General features: G+C 72.7%; 11 protein-coding genes. All 11 read right to left on the bottom strand.

Features of this window, described 5'->3' with window-relative positions; translation table 11 throughout:
* Nucleotides 1-1075, bottom strand: a 1075-nt coding sequence (locus ACH9D3_RS10095; protein WP_396410810.1) for an inositol-3-phosphate synthase, incomplete at its 3' end; no start/stop codon positions are given.
* Between the two features lie 226 nt (nucleotides 1076-1301).
* Nucleotides 1302-2030: a LysE family transporter gene (locus ACH9D3_RS10090; RefSeq protein ID WP_396410809.1), complete on the bottom strand. Its 729-nt coding sequence runs from the start codon at nucleotides 2028-2030 to the stop codon at nucleotides 1302-1304.
* Nucleotides 2031-2050: 20 nt separating this feature from the next.
* Complete coding sequence (locus tag ACH9D3_RS10085) at nucleotides 2051-3076, bottom strand: aldo/keto reductase (protein ID WP_396410811.1); 1026 nt, start codon at nucleotides 3074-3076, stop codon at nucleotides 2051-2053.
* 110 nt (nucleotides 3077-3186) lie between these two features.
* Nucleotides 3187-5061, bottom strand: a complete 1875-nt coding sequence (gene treZ, locus ACH9D3_RS10080; RefSeq protein WP_396410808.1) for a malto-oligosyltrehalose trehalohydrolase — start codon at nucleotides 5059-5061, stop codon at nucleotides 3187-3189.
* A gap of 6 nt (nucleotides 5062-5067) precedes the next feature.
* On the bottom strand, nucleotides 5068-7425 hold the full coding sequence (gene treY / locus ACH9D3_RS10075) for a malto-oligosyltrehalose synthase (protein ID WP_396410807.1): 2358 nt from the start codon (nucleotides 7423-7425) through the stop codon (nucleotides 5068-5070).
* Nucleotides 7426-7509: 84 nt separating this feature from the next.
* Entirely contained in the window at nucleotides 7510-9696 is a 2187-nt protein-coding gene (gene glgX, locus ACH9D3_RS10070) for a glycogen debranching protein GlgX (RefSeq protein ID WP_396400677.1), read from the bottom strand.
* Between the two features lie 134 nt (nucleotides 9697-9830).
* Nucleotides 9831-11393, bottom strand: coding sequence for an NAD(P)H-hydrate epimerase (locus ACH9D3_RS10065; RefSeq protein ID WP_396410806.1), 1563 nt, complete (start codon nucleotides 11391-11393; stop codon nucleotides 9831-9833).
* Entirely contained in the window at nucleotides 11390-11755 is a 366-nt protein-coding gene (locus ACH9D3_RS10060) for a holo-ACP synthase (protein ID WP_396400679.1), read from the bottom strand. Before ACH9D3_RS10060 ends, ACH9D3_RS10065 begins: the two co-directional genes overlap by 4 nt.
* Nucleotides 11756-11853: 98 nt before the next feature.
* Nucleotides 11854-13734 carry a glutamine--fructose-6-phosphate transaminase (isomerizing) gene (gene glmS / locus ACH9D3_RS10055; protein WP_396400680.1) on the bottom strand — a complete coding sequence of 627 codons (1881 nt, stop codon included), beginning with the start codon at nucleotides 13732-13734 and terminating at the stop codon, nucleotides 11854-11856.
* Nucleotides 13735-13858: 124 nt separating this feature from the next.
* Complete coding sequence (locus ACH9D3_RS10050; RefSeq protein ID WP_396410805.1) at nucleotides 13859-15004, bottom strand: mannitol-1-phosphate 5-dehydrogenase; 1146 nt, start codon at nucleotides 15002-15004, stop codon at nucleotides 13859-13861.
* Nucleotides 15004-17061 (bottom strand): PTS mannitol transporter subunit IICBA, encoded by a 2058-nt coding sequence (locus tag ACH9D3_RS10045; RefSeq protein WP_396410804.1) that lies wholly within the window; start codon nucleotides 17059-17061, stop codon nucleotides 15004-15006. The genes ACH9D3_RS10050 and ACH9D3_RS10045 overlap by 1 nt, the downstream gene beginning before the upstream one ends.
* Between the last annotated feature and the right edge of the window lie 83 nt (nucleotides 17062-17144).

The raw sequence follows: 17144 nt of genomic DNA, 5'->3' as shown, positions 1-17144 counted from the left end.
GGTCGCCGCGGATGAAGGCCTCCAGGTTCGCCCGGGCGGTGTCGTCGGCCTGCTGCTCGGGCGGGGACTTCATGAAGTACGCCGCCGCCGAGGTCAGCGGCCCGCCGATGCCGCGGTCCAACCCGATCTTCGCCGCCCGGATCGCGTCGATGATCACCCCGGCCGAGTTCGGCGAGTCCCACACCTCCAGCTTGTACTCCAGCGAGATCGGGGCGTCACCGAAGCCGTGCCCCTCCAGGCGCACGAAGGCGAACTTCCGGTCGTTCAACCACGGCACGTGGTCCGAGGGCCCGATGTGCACATCACGCGTGCCGAACTCCCGGGCCACGTTGGAGGTCACCGCCTGGGTCTTGGAGATCTTCTTCGACTCCAGCCGGGTGCGCTCGAGCATGTTCATGAAGTCCATGTTCCCGCCCACGTTGAGCTGGTAGGTGCGGTCCAGCACGTACCCGCGGTCCTCGAACAGCTTCGCCAGCACCCGGTGGGTGATCGTCGCCCCGATCTGGGACTTGATGTCATCGCCCACGACCGGCACCCCGGCGGCGGCGAACTTCCCCGCCCACTCGGCGGTGGAGGCGATGAACACCGGCAGCGCGTTGACGAAGGCCACCCCGGCCTCGATCGCGGCCTGGGCGTAGAACCGGTCGGCGGCCTCCGAGCCCACCGGCAGATAGGACACCAGCACGTCCACCTGCGCCTCCCGCAGCGCCTGCGCCACGTCCACGGGGGCGGCGGCGGACTCCTCGATCGCCTCCCGGTAGTAGGACCCCAGCCCGTCCAGGGTCGGCCCGCGCTGCACGGTGACCCCGGTGTGCGGGACCGGGGCGAAGACCAGGGTGTTGTTCTGCCCGGCGCCGATCGCCTCGCACAGATCGGACCCGACCTTCGCGGCGTCGACGTCGAAGGCCGCCACGAACTCCACGTCGGCGACGTGGTAGTCACCGAAGACCACGTGCATCAGCCCCGGCACGGTCGCGGCCGGATCGGCTCCGGCGTAGAAGTGGACGCCCTGGATCAAGGACGAGGCGCAGTTGCCGACACCGGCGACCGCCACACGAATGGGATGCTGGGACACGGGACTCCTCTGTCTGGTCGTCTGGTTCCTGTCCCCCGCGCACGCCGGGGCGGCGCCCGCCGGGGAGTCCGGCGACCGGCCGGACAGGACTCAGCGGTCCACTCTAGTGCCCGTCGGGGCACGCTCCTGCCGGAGACCGCCCGCCCGGGTCACGGCGCCCCGGGCACCGCGCGCATGGCGCAGGGCACCCGTCACAGCGCCCCGGGCACCGCGCGCAGGGCATCCCTCACAGCGCGCTGAGGAGCAGGCCGAGGGCGAGCACCAGGAACAGCGCGCCCGCGGCGAGCTCCACCGCGGCGCCGTGCCGCCGGAAGCCCGCCGCGAGGCGCTCGACGGAACCGACCCACGCGACCGCGGTGAACCAGGCGAGGCCCACCGCCACGAGCAGCGCGAAGACCAGGGCGGTCTCCCACCACAGCGCTCCGGCCGGGACCACGTTGGCGAACAGGGCCACGAAGAAGACGATGGCCTTCGCGTTCGACAGGTTCGTCACGAGTCCGAGCACGAAGCCCCGCCCGGGGGTCACCGTGCGGCCGGGCGGGCCCGGCGTCCCCGCCGCGGCCGTCCCCTCCGGGAGCACCCCTGCCGGAGTCGTCCCGCCGGCGGACGCCGCGCCCGTCGCCGCCCCCCTTGCCGCGGTCGGCAGCCGGGCCGGAAGGGCCCCGGCCGCGAGTCCCGCCCGGATCCCGCTCGCGCCGAGCCAGCCGAGGAACAGGGCTCCGGCCACCTGGATGATGCGCTGGGCCGTGTCCGCCTCGCCGATCAGGACGGTCACGCCGGTCAGGGAGAGCGTGATCCACACGAGGTTGCCGGCCATCACGCCCACGGCGGTGAGCACCCCGGCCGACCGGGAGCCCAGCGACGCGTTGCGCAGGATCACCAGGACGTCCGGGCCCGGGGCGACGATCCCGGCGATCCACAGCCCGAGCAGGGCGAGGTACTGCGAGGCCTCCATCGCCTAGCCGGTCCCGCCGCTCACGCGGTCTTGGAGTCGCGGGCGCCCGCCCAGATGTTGATGTCGGAGTCCGTGGCCAGCCGGTCGATCGCCTCGAGCTCCTCCGGCGTGAACGAGAGGTGGTGCACGGCGCCCACGCTGTCCTCGAGCTGCTGCGGCGAGGAGGCCCCCACGAGCGCGGTGCTGACCTGGCCGTCCGCCTGCTCGCGCAGCACCCAGGCGATCGCCATCTGGGCCAGGGTCTGGCCGCGCGCGGCGGCGATGTCGTGCAGGCCGCGGACCTTCTCCAGGGTCGTGTCGGTCAGCCACTCGGGGTCGAGCGACTTCTCCGCCGCGGCCCGGGAGCCCTCGGGGATGCCGTCGAGGTACCGGTCCGTGAGCATGCCCTGGGCCAGGGGCGAGAACACGATGGACCCCATCCCGGCCTCCGTCAGGGCGCCCAGCAGCGACGTCCCCGACGGACCGGGCGACTCGATCCAGCGGTTGAGCATCGAGTAGGACGGCTGGTGGATCAGGAGCGGCGTGCCGAGCTCCCGCATGATCTGCTGCGCGCGCAGGGTCAGCTCGGCGTTGTAGGAGGAGATCCCCGCGTAGAGGGCCCGCCCGGAGCGCACGATGTGGTCGAGGGCCCGCATGGTCTCCTCGAGCGGGGTGTCCGGGTCCGGGCGGTGGTGGTAGAAGACGTCCACGTGGTCCAGGCCCATCCGCTGCAGGGACTGGTCCAGGGAGGACACCAGGTACTTCCGCGAGCCGCCGAAGTGGTACGGGCCCGGCCCCATGGTCCAGCCGGCCTTCGAGGAGATCACGATCTCGTCCCGGTACGGCGCGAGATCCTGTGCCAGGATCCGCCCGAAGTTCAGCTCGGCGGCGCCGGCCGGCGGACCGTAGTTGTTGGCGAGGTCGAAGTGGGTCACACCCAGGTCGAAGGCCCGGCGCAGCGTGGCACGCTGCGTGGCGAGCGGCTTGTCGTCGCCGAAGTTGTGCCACAGGCCGAGCGAGATGACGGGCAGCTTGAGCCCGGACCCGCCCACGTGCCGGTAGGGCATCGTCTCGTAGCGGTCCTCGGCGGGGCGGTAGGGGACGTCGGGTCCGTAGGTGCGCACGGCGGCCTTTCGTGTGGGTCGGGGGAGTCGTTCGTGGGACGGTGCTGGGGGGCTCAGTAGCGCACCACGGCCGCGCCGTGGCCGGGCAGCGCCGCGACGGCGCCGCCGTCGGTCCCCTCGGTCACCGACACGTCCCCGGAGCGGAAGAGCACCTGGGCGTCGCGGCGGCCGGGGAACGGGACGTTCGCCGGGTCGGCCCCGAAGTTCAGCAGGACCGCGACCCCGTGGTCGGCGCCCGGGGCAGCGGCCCGGCGCAGCACGAACCAGCGGGCGTCCTCGTCGTGGTCGGTGCCGATCGTGGCGAAGCGCGGGTCGGTGAGCTCGGGCACGGCCCGCCGCAGCGCGATGAGCTCCCGGTACGCGTCCAGCACCCGGGCGTGGTCGTCCTGGCCGAGCTCGTCCCAGTCCAGCTGGGAGTCCTCGAACGTGCTGGGGGCCTGGGGGTCGGGGACCGTGGACTCGTCCCAGCCCATGGACGCGAACTCCGCCTTGCGGCCCTTCGCCACGGCCTCCCCGAGCTCGGGCTCGGGGTGGGCGGTGAAGAACTGCCACGGGGTGGACGCGCCCCACTCCTCTCCCATGAACAGCATGGGCGTGAAGGGCTGGGTGAGCAGGAGCGTGGCGCCCAGCACGAGCTGGTCGGGCGTGAGGCTCGCGCTGATCCGGTCCCCCGCCGCGCGGTTGCCGATCTGGTCGTGGTTCTGGATGCACGTGACGAACTGCCACGGGCGGATCCGCTGCTTGTCGACGGGCCGGCCGTGGTGCCGGCCGCGGAAGACCGACATGGTGCCGTCGTGGTAGAAGGCGTCCTGCATGACCTTGTCGAGCGTGGCGAGCGCGGCGAAGTCCGCGTAGTAGCCCTGTGTCTCCCCGGTGAGCGCCACGTGCGCCGCGTGGTGGAAGTCGTCGAGCCACTGCCCGGTCATGCCCAGGCCGTTGGCCGTGGTCGGCGTGATCATCCGGTGGTCGTTGAGGTCGGACTCCGCGATCGTGAACAGGGGCTTGCCGGTCTCCACGCCCACGCGCTCGACGAGCTCGGCGATCTCCTCGAGGATGTGCACGGCCCGGTGGTCCTGCAGGGCGTGCACGGCGTCGAGCCGGAACCCGTCCACGTGGTGGTCGCGCAGCCACATCTCCACGTTGTCCAGGATGTAGTCGCGGACGCCGTCCGAGCCCCATCCGTCGAGGTTGATGAGGTCGCCCCAGGTGCTGGAGCCCGGCTTGAAGTAGTCGGCGAACAGGGGCAGGTAGTTCCCGGACGGGCCGAGGTGGTTGTAGACGACGTCCTGGATCACGCCGATCCCGCGCTGGTGGCACGCGTCCACGAAGCGCTGGTAGGCCGCCGGCCCGCCGTAGGACTCGGCCACCGTGTACCAGAGGACCCCGTCGTAGCCCCAGTTGCGCTCGCCGTTGAAGCCGTTCACGGGCAGCAGCTCGACGAAGTCCACACCGAGGCCGGCGAGGTGGTCGAGCCGCTCGACGGCCGAGTCGAGGGTGCCCTCCGGGGTGAACGTGCCGATGTGCAGCTCGTAGACCACCGACCCCGCCAGGGTGCGGCCGGTCCACGCGGCGTCGCCCCAGCGGTGCTCGGAGGGGTCGAACGTGCACGAGAGGTCGTGCACGCCCTGGGGCTGGCGGCGGGAGCGGGGGTCCGGGAGGACCTCGGAGACCTGGGAGCGCTCCTGGGCCGTGCCCTCGTCGAAGGTCTTGCCGAGGACATAGCCGTAGCGCACGGTCCCCGTGGGGACGTCGGCGCCGTCGGGCAGCGTCCACCAGCCCTCACGGCCGGCCGCCGGGCCCCCCGCGGAGCCCTCGGGCAGGGACCCGGCCGGTACCATGTCGTGGTCGTCGCCCTCGATCCGCACGGTCACCGCCTTGGCGTGCGGGGCCCAGACGTCGAAGCGGTCGAGGTGGTCACGGGTGTTCATGGAGGTTCAGGAGTCCTTCCGGCGCAGCAGCGCCACGGGGTAGTCGGACAGCAGCTGGGACAGCGCCACGGTGCCCGTGTGCGGGCGGTGGGTCAGCACGTCCTCGAACTCGCCCTCGGGCAGGTCCAGGGTCTCGTCGGCGAAGCCGCCCCGGGACGCGAGGCCCAGGGGCAGGCGGGTGGCCACGGTCACGGCGCCGCCGCGGTCGAAGGCGAAGACGTGCGCGGCCAGGGGACCGGACGCGGTGAGCGGGGTGTAGCCGGAGAACAGCTCGGGCCGGTCCCGGCGCAGCCGCAGGGCGCGACTCGTGACGAGCAGCTTGGCGGCCCCGTCGGGTCCCACGGCGGGGATCCCGTCCGCGGTCCCGCCCACGGGGGTGTCCAGCCGGGCGAGCCGGGCGGCCCGCTCCTCGAAGTCGACGGGACGGCGGTTGTCGGGGTCCACGAGGGACTCGGCCCACAGCTCGGACCCCTGGTAGACGTCCGGGACGCCGGGCATCGTGAGCTGGACGAGCTTGGCGGCGAGCCCGTTCGACCAGCCGGCCTCGGTGACGTGCGCGGCGAAGCCCTCGACGACGGCCCGCATCTGCGGGTCGTGGAAGACCAGCTCGAGGAACCGGGTCAGCCGCTGCTCGAAGTCGGCGTCCCCGTCGACCCAGGCGGTGGAGTTGCCGGCCTCGCGAGCGGCCTTGAGGGCGTAGTCCAGCGCCCGCTCCTGCGAGAGGGGCCAGGCGCCCACCACGGCCTGGAGCACGAGGTTCACCAGCGGGCCGTCGCCCACCCGGTCCCCGGCCTGCTCGGCGAGCTTCTGCACGGTGCCGACCACGCCGGCCCACTGCTCCCCGGCCTCGGCCAGCACGGTGATCCGCGCCCGCACGGCCTCGGAGCGCTTGGTGTCGTGGGTGGACAGGGTCGTCATGGCCAGGGGCTCCTCGCGGGCCCGGCGGGCGAGCTCGGCGTGGGCCTCCTCCGGCGCCACGGCGAAGTGCGAGGGGTCGCCGCCCACCTCGGTCAGGGACGTCAGGCGGGGGAAGCGGTAGAACGCGGTGTCCTCGACGCCCTTGGCCATGACCATCCCGGAGGTCTGCTGGAAGCGGCGCGCGAGCTCGCCGAGCTCGGCCTCCGCCGTCGCGTCGACCCCGAGGAGCCGGCCCAGGGTCCCGATCGTGCCGGTGAGGTCGGGACGCTGCTCGCGGGCCGCGTCGAGGGCCGCCCGCAGGTGCTCGGCCCCCTCGGGCAGGTAGCTGCGGTACACCGGGAAGTTCGCGAGGATCTCCGCGAGGGCGTCCACGGTCTCGTCCCGGCCGAGCCCGGCGTCGTCGGGCACGGTGCGGGCCAGGCGCAGGACCTCCGCGTGCAGGGCGTTGTCGGCCATGGCGCGCTTGGTGCCGTGGATCATCTCGTCCCAGTGCACGGGTTCGCCGCCGCGCAGCCGGGCGTCCAGGCTCGTGAGCGCGTACTCCCCGGCCGGGTCGGTGAGCAGCCGGTCGATCGTGCCGAGGGCGTCGTAGCCGGTGGTGCCCTCCGTGGCCCAGTCGCGGGGCAGCCGCTCCCCGGGCTCGAGGATCTTCTCGACGACGACGTACGCGCCGCCCGTGAGCTCCTTCAGCTGCTCGAGGTACCCCCGGGGGTCGCGCAGGCCGTCGGGGTGGTCGATGCGCAGGCCGTCGACGAGCCCCTCGTCGATCCACCGCCTGATCTCCGCGTGGGACTCCTCGAAGACCGCCGGGTCCTCGACGCGCACGCCCGCCAGCGTGGCCACGGTGAAGAACCGGCGGTAGTTGAGCTCGGCGTCGCCGCGGCGCCAGTTGACGAGCTCGTAGTGCTGCCGGTCGTGGACGTCCTGCGGGTCGTCGCCCGCCGTCCAGGTGCCCTCGGCCAGGGGGTAGACGTTGTCGTAGTAGCGCAGCGTGCCGTCCTGGACCCGCAGCTGCGCGAGCTCGTCGTCGCCGTCGCCCAGCACGGGGATCAGCACCCTGCCGCCGCCGGCCGTCCACTCGACGTCGAAGGCCCGCGCGTACGGCGACTCCTGCCCCTGCTCCAGCAGGGACCACCACCAGGGGTTCTGCTCCGGAGCGGCGACGCCCTGGTGGTTCGGGACGATGTCCACCAGAACGCCCATGCCGCGGTCGTGGGCGGCGTCGGCGAGCGCCTTGAGCCCGGCGGCACCGCCCCGGACGGGATCCACCTCGGCGGGGGACGCGACGTCGTAGCCGTGGTCGGAGCCGTCGACGGCCCGGAGGATGGGTGAGAGGTAGACCCAGTCGGCGCCGAGGTCGTGGAGGTAGTCCACGAGCCCCGCCGCGCGGTCGAGGGTCAGGTCGGAGGTGATCTGGAGTCGGTAGGTCGAAGTCGGTGTGCGCACGGCACCAGTCTGTCGGCCCGGCCCCGGAAACGCCAGCAGGCTGTCGACCCGTTCCCGGGTCGACAGCCTGCCGGTGCCGTCAGGTCACTGGTCCTGCGGCGTCTTGGCGTAGGCGGCCACGGAGGCGGCGACCGACGCGTCGGGCTCCTCCTCGGGGGCCTCGTAGGCGCGCAGCACGACCATCGACTTGCCCTCGAGCACGATCGCGGTCCGCGCCTTGCGGATCTGCCCGTCGGCGTACTTGCCCGCGGTGTCGATGACCTCCTCCCACTGCCGGCCGTAGCGCACCGGCGGGAGCTTGCACTTGACGGGCTCCGGGTTGGAGTTGAAGTACACGATGAAGTTCACGTCGGTGATGGGCCGCCCGCGCATGTCGACGCCGGCGATGCCGTGGCCGTTGAGCCACATCCCGAAGGAGCGGGACAGGGGCTCGTCCCAGTCGGCGGGCTTGAGCGGGGCCCCGTCCGTGTTCAGCCAGGCGATGTCCGGCATGGGGCGGCCGGTGTCGTCCGCGTCCATCTCGACGGGGCGCCCGTCGAAGAACTCCGAGCGCCGGAACGTCGGGTGGTCGTGGCGCAGGTGGGTCACGGCGGCGACGAACTCGGTGAGCGGGCCGTCCATGGTGTCCCAGTTGATCCACGACAGCTCGTTGTCCTGGCAGTACGTGTTGTTGTTGCCGCCCTGGGTGCGGCCCAGCTCGTCGCCGTGCAGCACCATGGGCGTGCCCTGGGACAGCAGCAGCGTCGCGAGGAAGTTGCGCTGCTGGCGGGAGCGCAGGGCGAGCACCTCGGGGTCGTCGGTGGGCCCCTCCACGCCGCAGTTCCAGGAGCGGTTGTGGGACTCGCCGTCGTTGTTGCCCTCGCCGTTGGCCTCGTTGTGCTTCTCGTTGTAGGAGACCAGGTCCCGCAGCGTGAAGCCGTCGTGGGCCGTGACGAAGTTGATCGAGGCGAACGGGCGGCGCCCGCTGTGCTCGTAGAGGTCCGCGGAGCCCGTGATGCGCGAGGCGAACTCCCCCAGGGTCGCGGGCTCGCCGCGCCAGAAGTCGCGCACGGTGTCCCGGTACTTCCCGTTCCACTCCGTCCACTGGGGCGGGAAGTTGCCCACCTGGTAGCCGCCGGGGCCGACGTCCCACGGCTCCGCGATGAGCTTCACCTGGGAGACGACCGGGTCCTGCTGGACGAGCTCGAAGAACGTGGCGAGCTTGTCCACGTCGTAGAACTCCCGGGCCAGCGCGGAGGCGAGGTCGAAGCGGAAGCCGTCCACGTGCATCTCGGTCACCCAGTAGCGCAGGGAGTCCATGATCAGCTGCAGCGAGTGGGGGTGCCGGACGTTGAGGGTGTTGCCGGTGCCCGTGTAGTCCATGTAGAACTTCTGGTCGCCCTCCACCGTCCGGTAGTAGGCCTGGTTGTCGATGCCCTTCATGGACAGCGTGGGGCCCATGTGGTTGCCCTCGGCCGTGTGGTTGTACACCACGTCGAGGATGACCTCGATGTCGGCCTGGTGCAGGGCCCGCACCATGGCCTTGAACTCCTGGACCTGCCCGCCGAGGTCGTTGGTCGAGTGGTACTCGTTGTGCGGGGCGAAGAACCCGATGGTGTTGTAGCCCCAGTAGTTGCGCAGGTCCTGGTCGAGCAGGGTGCTGTCCTGCACGAACTGGTGCACGGGCATGAGCTCGATGGCGGTGACGCCCAGCTTCTGCAGGTGCGAGATCACCTCGGGGTGGGCCACGCCGGCGTAGGTGCCGCGCTGCTCCTCGGGCACCTCGGGGTGCTGCTGGGTGAGGCCCTTGACGTGGGCCTCGTAGATCACCGACTTGTGGTACGGCGTGCGGGGCGTCCGGTCGCCCTCCCAGTTGAAGAACGGGTTGATCACCACGCCCATCATCATGTGGGGGGCGGAGTCCTCGTCGTTGAACGAGTCCTCGTCGCCGAAGTCGTAGGAGAAGAGCGCCTGGTCCCAGTCCATCCGGCCGGAGACGGCCTTGGCGTAGGGGTCGAGCAGCAGCTTGGCGGGGTTGAAACGCTGGCCCTCGGCGGGGTCCCACGGTCCGTGCACACGGTAGCCGTAGCGCTGCCCGGGCTGGATCGTCGGCAGGTAGCAGTGCCAGACGTAGCTGTCCTGCGCGTCGACCTGGATCCGGGTCTCGGTCCCGTCCTCGTCGAACAGGCACAGCTCGACCTGCTCGGCGGCCTCGCTGAAGAGGGCGAAGTTGGTGCCGGTGCCGTCGAAGGTGGCTCCGAGGGGATAGGGCTGACCTGGCCAGACTTCCATAGGGGATCTCCTGTCGTACCGCCGGGCAGGGGTCACCGTCAGCGGGCTGGGAATGGGGCAAGTGGGATCGATCTTAGCCCGGACGGGAGCCGCCCGCGTCCCGGGCGCGGGTCGCCGGGGGCCGGGGAGCGCCCTCAGCGGCCGAAGCGCAGGACCGTGCGGACGTTCGCGGACAGCGCCGTGGGCGGCACGGGGCCGAGGCCCTCCAGCCGGGAGGCCCACCCGTGCACGGCCACGGCCAGCGCGGCGGCCACCGCGAGGCGCGCGTCCCCGCGGGCCCACTCCCCCGCGGCGGCGAACGCGTCCGGCTCCTCGGCGCAGCCGGCCAGCGCCGTGCCCATGATCCCGGCGAGGGTGTCCCCGCTGCCGGCCGTCGCCAGCCACGGGCTGCCGTCCGCCTGGGACAGCAGCGTGCCGTCCGGGGCCGCGACGAGCGTGGTGGCGCCCTTGAGCACCACGACGGCGCCGGTCGCCTCCGCGGCCGCCCGGGCCCACCGGGCCGGCTCGGCCTCGACCGCCTCCCGGTCGGGGGCCTCCCCGCCGTCCCCGAGGGCGGCGAGCCAGGCCAGCACCTGCGCGAGCTCCCCGGCGTGCGGGGTCAGGACCTTCCCCGGGCCCAGGGCGCCGTCGGCGGCCGCCCGCGCGGCCGCGGCGAGCGCGCCGGCGTCGACGACCGCCGGCAGCGGTCCCGCGAGCACGGCGTCCGTCCGGGACTCCTGGGCGTCGTCCCCCACCGCACCGGGGCCGACGACCCAGGCCTGGACGTGCACGGCGTCCGGGTGGTCCTCGGAGGCGACCACCTCGGGGCTCGTCAGGCACACCAGGGAACGGGTGGCGGCGTCGCCGAGGTGGCGGACCATGCCCGCGCCGGAGTCCACGGCGGCGCGCGTGCACATGAGCGCCGCGCCGGGGTAGGTCGGGGAACCGGCGACGACGCCCACCACGCCGCGCGAGTACTTGTGGGAGGCCGCTCCGGGCCGCGGCCACAGCGCCGCGGCGTCGTCGCGCTCCAGGCGCCGCAGCGCGGGCTCCGGCAGGGCGTGCTCGATCCCGATGGGCACCGTCCGCACCTCGCCGCACCAGCGCTCCCCCGGCGGGAGCAGCAGGCCCGCCTTCGCCCCGGCGAACGTCACGGTGAGGTCCGCGGGCAGGACGGGACCCGCCACCGCGCCGGTGTCCGCGGCGACGCCCGACGGGACGTCGCACGCCACCACCACCGGTCCCCCGTCCCGGGGCCACCGGTCGAGGACCGCACGGACGAGCTCCGCGGCCGGCCCGCGCAGCCCGCCCCGGGCGCCGGTCCCGAGCACGGCGTCGAGCACCAGGTCGGCGCCGAGCACGTGCCCGGCCGCCCGCGCCGGGTCGCCGTCCCCGGCGGCCAGCACCCTGCCGCCGGCGGCCGCGAGGGCCGCAGCACCCTCCGGGTGCAGCCGGTCCCCGACGGCCACGGCCAGCACGGCCGCGCCGCGGCGCGCGAGCTCCGCCCCGGCCCACAGCCCGTCCCCGCCGTTGTTGCCGGTGCCCGCCAGGACCACCACGCGCGCCCCGCGGACGTGTCCCCGGCGGGCGCGCAGGCGCTCGGCGCAGGCGAGGGCCAGGCCGTGGGCGGCGCGCCGCATGAGCGCCGGCCCCTCGCCCCGCTCGAGGAAGGGCGTCTCGGCCGCCCGGACCTGCTCGCCGGTCCAGGCCGCGATCACGACAGGCCCCCCGTGCGCTCGGCGATGACCATGGCCATCGCGATCCCGCCGTCGTGGGTCATGGTGAGGTGCCACCGGTCGATGCCCTGCCGGCGGGCCTCGTCCGCCACGGTGCCCTCGGTGCACAGCAGCGGAGCCCCGGAGGGGTCCTTCTCGATCCAGCAGTGCTGCCAGATCATCCCCGGCGGTGCCTTGAGCGCCTTCGCCGCGGCCTCCTTCGCGGCGAAGCGGGCGGCCAGGGAGCGGACGTGCAGCTCCCGCTCCGGCGGGGTGAACAGCCGGGCCACGAGGCCGGGGGTGCGGGCGATCTGCTCCTCGAAGCGGGCGATGTCCACCACGTCGATGCCGGTGCCGATGATCATGGGGTCCAGCCTAACGACAGCCGGCCCGCCTCCCGGATGGATCCGGGCGGCGGGCCGGCGGCGGCGCGCTCATCGGCGGCTCGACGGCTGCTCGTCGGCTACTCGACGGTGACGGACTTCGCGAGGTTGCGGGGCTGGTCGACGTCGTAGCCCTTCGCCGTGGCCAGCTCGCACGCGAAGATCTGCAGCGGCACCGTGGTCAGCAGCGGCTGGAGCAGCACCGGGGACTGCGGGACGCGGAAGACGTGGTTGGCGTAGTCGGCGACGGCCTCGTCCCCCTCCTCCGCGATCACGATGGTCACCGCGCCGCGGGCGCGGATCTCCTGGATGTTGGAGACGACCTTGGCGTGCAGGGAGTCCCGGCCGCGCGGGGAGGGGACGACGACGAACACCGGCTGCCCCTCCTCGATGAGGGCGATCGGCCCGTGCTTGAGCTCGCCGGCGGCGAAGCCCTCGGCGTGGATGTAGGCGATCTCCTTGAGCTTGAGCGCCCCCTCGAGCGCGACCGGGAAGCCGACGTGCCGGCCGAGGAAGAGCACGGAGGCGGCGTCCCGCATCGACTGCGCGAGCTCCTTGACGGCGTCCTGGGCGTCGATGACCTGCTGGATCTTGCCCGGCATCGTCTCGAGCTCGGCGAGGATCTCCCCGATCTCGTCCTTGTACTTGTTCCCGCGCAGCTGGGCCAGGTAGAGGCCCAGGAGGTAGGCGGCGGTGATCTGGGCGAGGAACGCCTTGGTCGAGGCGACCGCGATCTCGGGCCCGGCGTGCGTGTACAGCGCGGCGTCGGCCTCGCGCGGGATGGTGGAGCCGTTGGTGTTGCAGATGGCCACGACCTTGGCCCCCTGCTCCTGGGCGTGCCGCACGGCCATGAGGGTGTCCATGGTCTCGCCCGATTGGGACAGGGCCACCACCAGGGTCCGCTCGTTGACGATCGGGTCCCGGTAGCGGAACTCGTGGGCGAGCTCGACCTCGGTGGGGATCCGGCACCAGTGCTCGATCGCGTAGCGGGCGACCTGCCCCGCGTAGGCGGCCGTGCCGCAGGCCACGACGACGATCTTGTCCACGGCGCGCAGCACCGCCTCGTCGATCTTCAGCTCGTCGAGGATCAGGTTGCCGTCCGGGTCGGTGCGGCCCATGAGGGTCTGCTCCACGGCGGCGGGCTGCTCGTTGATCTCCTTCTCCATGAAGGACGGGAAGCCGCCCTTCTCGGCGGCGGCCGCGTCCCACAGCACCTCGAAGGGCTTGCCGTCGGCACGGTTGCCGTGGAAGTCGGTGATCTCGTAGCCGTCCGCGGTGATGGACACGACCTGGTCCTGCCCGAGCTCCACGGCGCTGCGCGTGTAGTCGATGAAGCCGGAGACGTCCGAGCCGAGGAAGTTCTCGCCCTCGCCCAGCCCGAGCACGAGCGGGGAGTTGCGCCGGGCCGCCACCACGCGGCCGGGGTGGTCGACGTGCACGGCGAGGAGCGTGAACGCGCCCTCGAGCCGGCGGCACGCGACCTGCATGGCCGCGGTCAGGTCCTGGTCGCCGAGGTCGTTGTAGGTGTCGGCCAGGAGCGCGGCGGCGACCTCGGTGTCGGTCTCCGAGACGAACTCGTGGCCCTTCTCGACGAGCTCGCGCCTGATCTCGGCGAAGTTCTCGATGATGCCGTTGTGGATGACGGCCAGCCGGCCGCCGTCGACGACGTGCGGGTGGGCGTTGACGTCCGTCGGCCCGCCGTGGGTGGCCCACCGGGTGTGCCCGATCCCGGTGGTCGAGCGGGGCAGCGGGCTGTCGCGCAGCTCCTGCTCGAGGTGCAGCAGCTTGCCGGCCTTCTTGCGGAAGCCGACGGCGCCGTCGGAGACCACCGCCACTCCCGCGGAGTCGTAGCCGCGGTACTCGAGGCGCCGCAGGCCCTCCACGAGGACGTCGAGGGCGTCGTGCCCGGGCTGGTCCCCGTGCTGGGAGGAGGGACCCACATATCCAACGATTCCACACATGCGCTCGACAGTACCGCATGGATCTCGTCCGGCCGGGAGGGCCCGGCGGGGTGGAGCCGGTCGTGTCCCCGTCACTTCCGGGGACACGGGCCCGACCCGGTCCGCCGGGCCCGCGGATCCCGCCTCAGCCCCGGCGCTCCCGGACCGTGTCGGCCACGAGCTCTTCGAGCGGCGGGAAGAGGGGGTGCCCGGTGTCCAGCCCGGTGATCTCCCGCACGGCGTCGGCCGGGGCCAGGGTGTCGAGGATCTCACCCAGCCGGACGGCCTCCGGGTCGTCGGCCGGGTCGAAGCGCAGGGCGGCCGCCATGGCCGCGCGCAGTCCCTCCGTGCCGAGGCCCCGCTCGGCCAGCTCGGCGGCCGGGCCCACGAAGCGCTCGTGCCGGCCGAGCTTGCGCAGCGGGGCCCGGCCGACGCGCTCGACGGTGTCCGGGAGGTGCTCGTTGGCGAAGCGGTCGAGGATCTTGGCGACGTACCGGCCGTGCTCCTGGTCGTCGAAGCCGTGCTTCGCGACGAGCAGCGTCTGCGTCTCCGCGAGCGCCGCGGCGACCCGTTCCCGGGTCCCGGGGTCGGCGATCGCCTCCGCGATGCGGTGGCGGCCCGCGCGGTAGCCGAAGTACGCACAGGCGGCGTGGCCGGTGTTGACCGTGAACAGCTTCCGCTCGATGTAGGGCACCAGGTCGTCGACGTAGGTCGCACCCTCGATGGCCGGCTCGCCCCCCGCGAAGGGGGTGCGGTCGATGACCCACTCGTGGAACTGCTCCACCACCACGTCGAGCCCGCCGCCGTCCTGCTGTGGCACGATCCGGTCCACGGCGGTGTTGGCGAAGACGGCCCGCCGGTCGAGGTCCTCGCCGGGGTACTCGGCGCGGACCGCCTCGGCGAGGGTGTCGGTCGCGGACAGGGCGTTCTCGCACGCCATGACCGCCACGGGGGCGGCGCCCTCGGGGCGCCCGGCGATGCCGCGGGCCACGAGGGGCGCCACGAACTTCAGGATGTGCGCGCCCACGGCCGTGGTGACCACGTCCGCCGTGGCGATCTCCGCCGCCACGGCCTCCGGGTCGTCCGCCGAGTTGATCGCCCGGTAGCCGTCGACCACCGTGTCCCGCGAGCCGGCCCCGACCTCGTGCACCGTGTAGCTGGGGGTCGAGGCGAGGGCGTCGATCAGGGGGGCTGCCACGTCCGCGAACACGACCTCGTAGCCCGAGCGGTGCATGAGCAGGCCGACGAAGCCCCGGCCGATGTTGCCGGCCCCGAAATGCACGCACTTCATCAGTCGTTCACCTTCCCGAGCAGCTCGAGCACCTCGTCGGAGGTCGTCGCCTCGTCCAGCTGGCGCACCTTCTCCTTGTTGCCGAAGATCTTCGCGACGCGCGAGAGGATCGCCAGGTGCTCGTTGTCGCGTCCGGCGATGCCGATCACCCAGGTGACCGGCTTGCCGTTCCAGTCCAGCCCCTCGGGGTACTTCACCACCGACAGGGCCGAGGAGCGGATGCTGTCCTTGGCCTGGTTCGTGCCGTGCGGGATGGCCAGGCCGTTGCCCATGAAGGTGGACACCGAGCGCTCGCGCTCGTGCATGGAGACCACGTACTCGTCGGTCACGGCACCGGCCGCCACGAGCAGGCCCCCGGCCTCGTCGATGGCCTGCTCGGCGTTCTGCGCCCCGCCGTCCATCACGATCCGGTCCCGGGTGAGGATCGCCTCCCCGGACCTGCCGGCGTCGTCCTCGGCCACGGCATCGCCGCCGGCGGCCGCGCCCCCGGCGGTGGCCGCCGACGGCGCACCGCCGGCGGGGACGGCCGCACCGTTGCGCTGCTGGACGGCCTCGACGATCTCGTCGTAGCGAGGGCTGCCCATGAAGTTGTCGACGGTCACCACCGAGGCGCTGGGCACCTTCGGCCTCGCCCGGGTGGCGAGGTCCTGGTGGGTGACCACGATGTCGAAGTCGTCGGTGAGGTTGGCGATCGCCGCGTTGGTGACCTTGACGTCCCCGAAGCCGGCGGCCTTGACCTTGTTGCGCAGGACCGAGGCACCCATCGCGGAGGAGCCCATGCCGGCGTCGCAGGCGAACACGATCCGCTCCACCGGACCGCCGTCCGCCAGCTCGCGCGCGGTGTCCCCGCCGGTGTCCGCGCCGCCGCTGGTGCCGACCATGGCGGAGGCCACGGAGCTCTTCTTGCCCTTCATCGTCTCCATCCGGGAGGTGGCCTCCGTGAGGTCCCCCTCGCCCTTGTCCTTGGAGGCCTTCAGGATGACCGAGGCCACGAGGAAGGACACCGCCGTCGCGGCCGTCACCGCGATCGCGACCCCCACGTAGCTGTCGGTGGTCGCCTGGGCGAAGACCGCGATGATCGATCCGGGGGCCGCCGGGGCGCGCAGGCCCGCGTCGAAGAGCGTCAGCGTGAAGATCCCCGTCATGCCGCCCGCGATCGCGGCCAGGATCAGCGCCGGCTTCATCAGCACGTAGGGGAAGTAGATCTCGTGGATGCCGCCCACGAAGTGGATGAGCGCCGCACCCGGGGCCGAGGCCCGGGCCGCGCCCCGCCCGAAGAAGGTGTAGGCCAGCAGGATGCCCAGCCCCGGACCCGGGTTGGCCTCCAGCAGGAACAAAATGGACTTGCCCTGCTCCAGGGCCTGGGCGGTGCCCAGCGGGGTGAGGATGCCGTGGTTGATCGCGTTGTTCAGGAACAGCACCTTGGCCGGCTCGATCAGGATCGAGGTCAGCGGCAGCAGCCCCCGGGTCACCAGGAAGTCGACCGCCGCGGCGGCGGCGTTGGAGAAGGCGAGCACCGCCGGGCCCACCAGGAAGAAGCCGAAGATCGCCATGGCCGCGGCGAGGATGCCGGCCGAGAAGTTGTTGACCAGCATCTCGAAGCCGGGCTTGATCTTCCCGTCCCAGATGCTGTCGACCTTCTTCATCACCCAGGCGGTCAGCGGGCCCATCAGCATGGCCCCGATGAACATGGGGATGTCGGTGCCCACGATCACCCCCATCGTGGCGATCGCCCCGACCACGCCGCCGCGCACGTCGTAGACCATCCGCCCGCCCGTGTAGGCGATCAGCAGCGGCAGCAGGTACGTGATCATCGGGCCCACCAGGCCCGTGTACGGCTCGCCCTCCGCGTTCTCGCCGAACCCGCCCAGCGGGCCGAACGGGGTGAAGCCGGCCTCGATGAAGAACGCGGTGATCAGGCCCCAGGCGATGAACGCCCCGATGTTGGGCATGATCATCCCCGAGAGGAACGTCCCGAACCGTTGGACGTGCGCCCGGGCGGCCGTGGACCTCCCGCCCGCCGATGGTGTGGTCTGTGTGGTCGTTGCCGTCGCCATGGTGCTGTCCTGACTCTCGAACCTGGTGGTGCCGCACCGGCGGAGTGCACGCGCCGCGCACTGCTGCGGGTGCGCCCACAGCT

It is taken from the genome of Kocuria kalidii, assembly GCF_044462225.1.
In the GTDB taxonomy this organism is placed as follows: Bacteria; Actinomycetota; Actinomycetes; order Actinomycetales; family Micrococcaceae; genus Kocuria; species Kocuria kalidii.
This window is presented reverse-complemented; position numbering and strand designations above follow the sequence as displayed.

What these genes read in the sequence shown, in the direction of transcription:
- glmS (WP_396400680.1), bottom strand. Translation starts at nt 13,734, where the DNA reads ATGTGTGGAATCGTTGGATATGTGGGTCCCTCCTCCCAGCACGGGGAC.
- ACH9D3_RS10090 (WP_396410809.1), bottom strand. Translation starts at nt 2,030, where the DNA reads ATGGAGGCCTCGCAGTACCTCGCCCTGCTCGGGCTGTGGATCGCCGGG.
- glgX (WP_396400677.1), bottom strand. Translation starts at nt 9,696, where the DNA reads ATGGAAGTCTGGCCAGGTCAGCCCTATCCCCTCGGAGCCACCTTCGAC.
- treZ (WP_396410808.1), bottom strand. Translation starts at nt 5,061, where the DNA reads ATGAACACCCGTGACCACCTCGACCGCTTCGACGTCTGGGCCCCGCAC.
- ACH9D3_RS10050 (WP_396410805.1), bottom strand. Translation starts at nt 15,004, where the DNA reads ATGAAGTGCGTGCATTTCGGGGCCGGCAACATCGGCCGGGGCTTCGTC.
- ACH9D3_RS10045 (WP_396410804.1), bottom strand. Translation starts at nt 17,061, where the DNA reads ATGGCGACGGCAACGACCACACAGACCACACCATCGGCGGGCGGGAGG.
- ACH9D3_RS10085 (WP_396410811.1), bottom strand. Translation starts at nt 3,076, where the DNA reads ATGCCCTACCGGCACGTGGGCGGGTCCGGGCTCAAGCTGCCCGTCATC.
- ACH9D3_RS10060 (WP_396400679.1), bottom strand. Translation starts at nt 11,755, where the DNA reads ATGATCATCGGCACCGGCATCGACGTGGTGGACATCGCCCGCTTCGAG.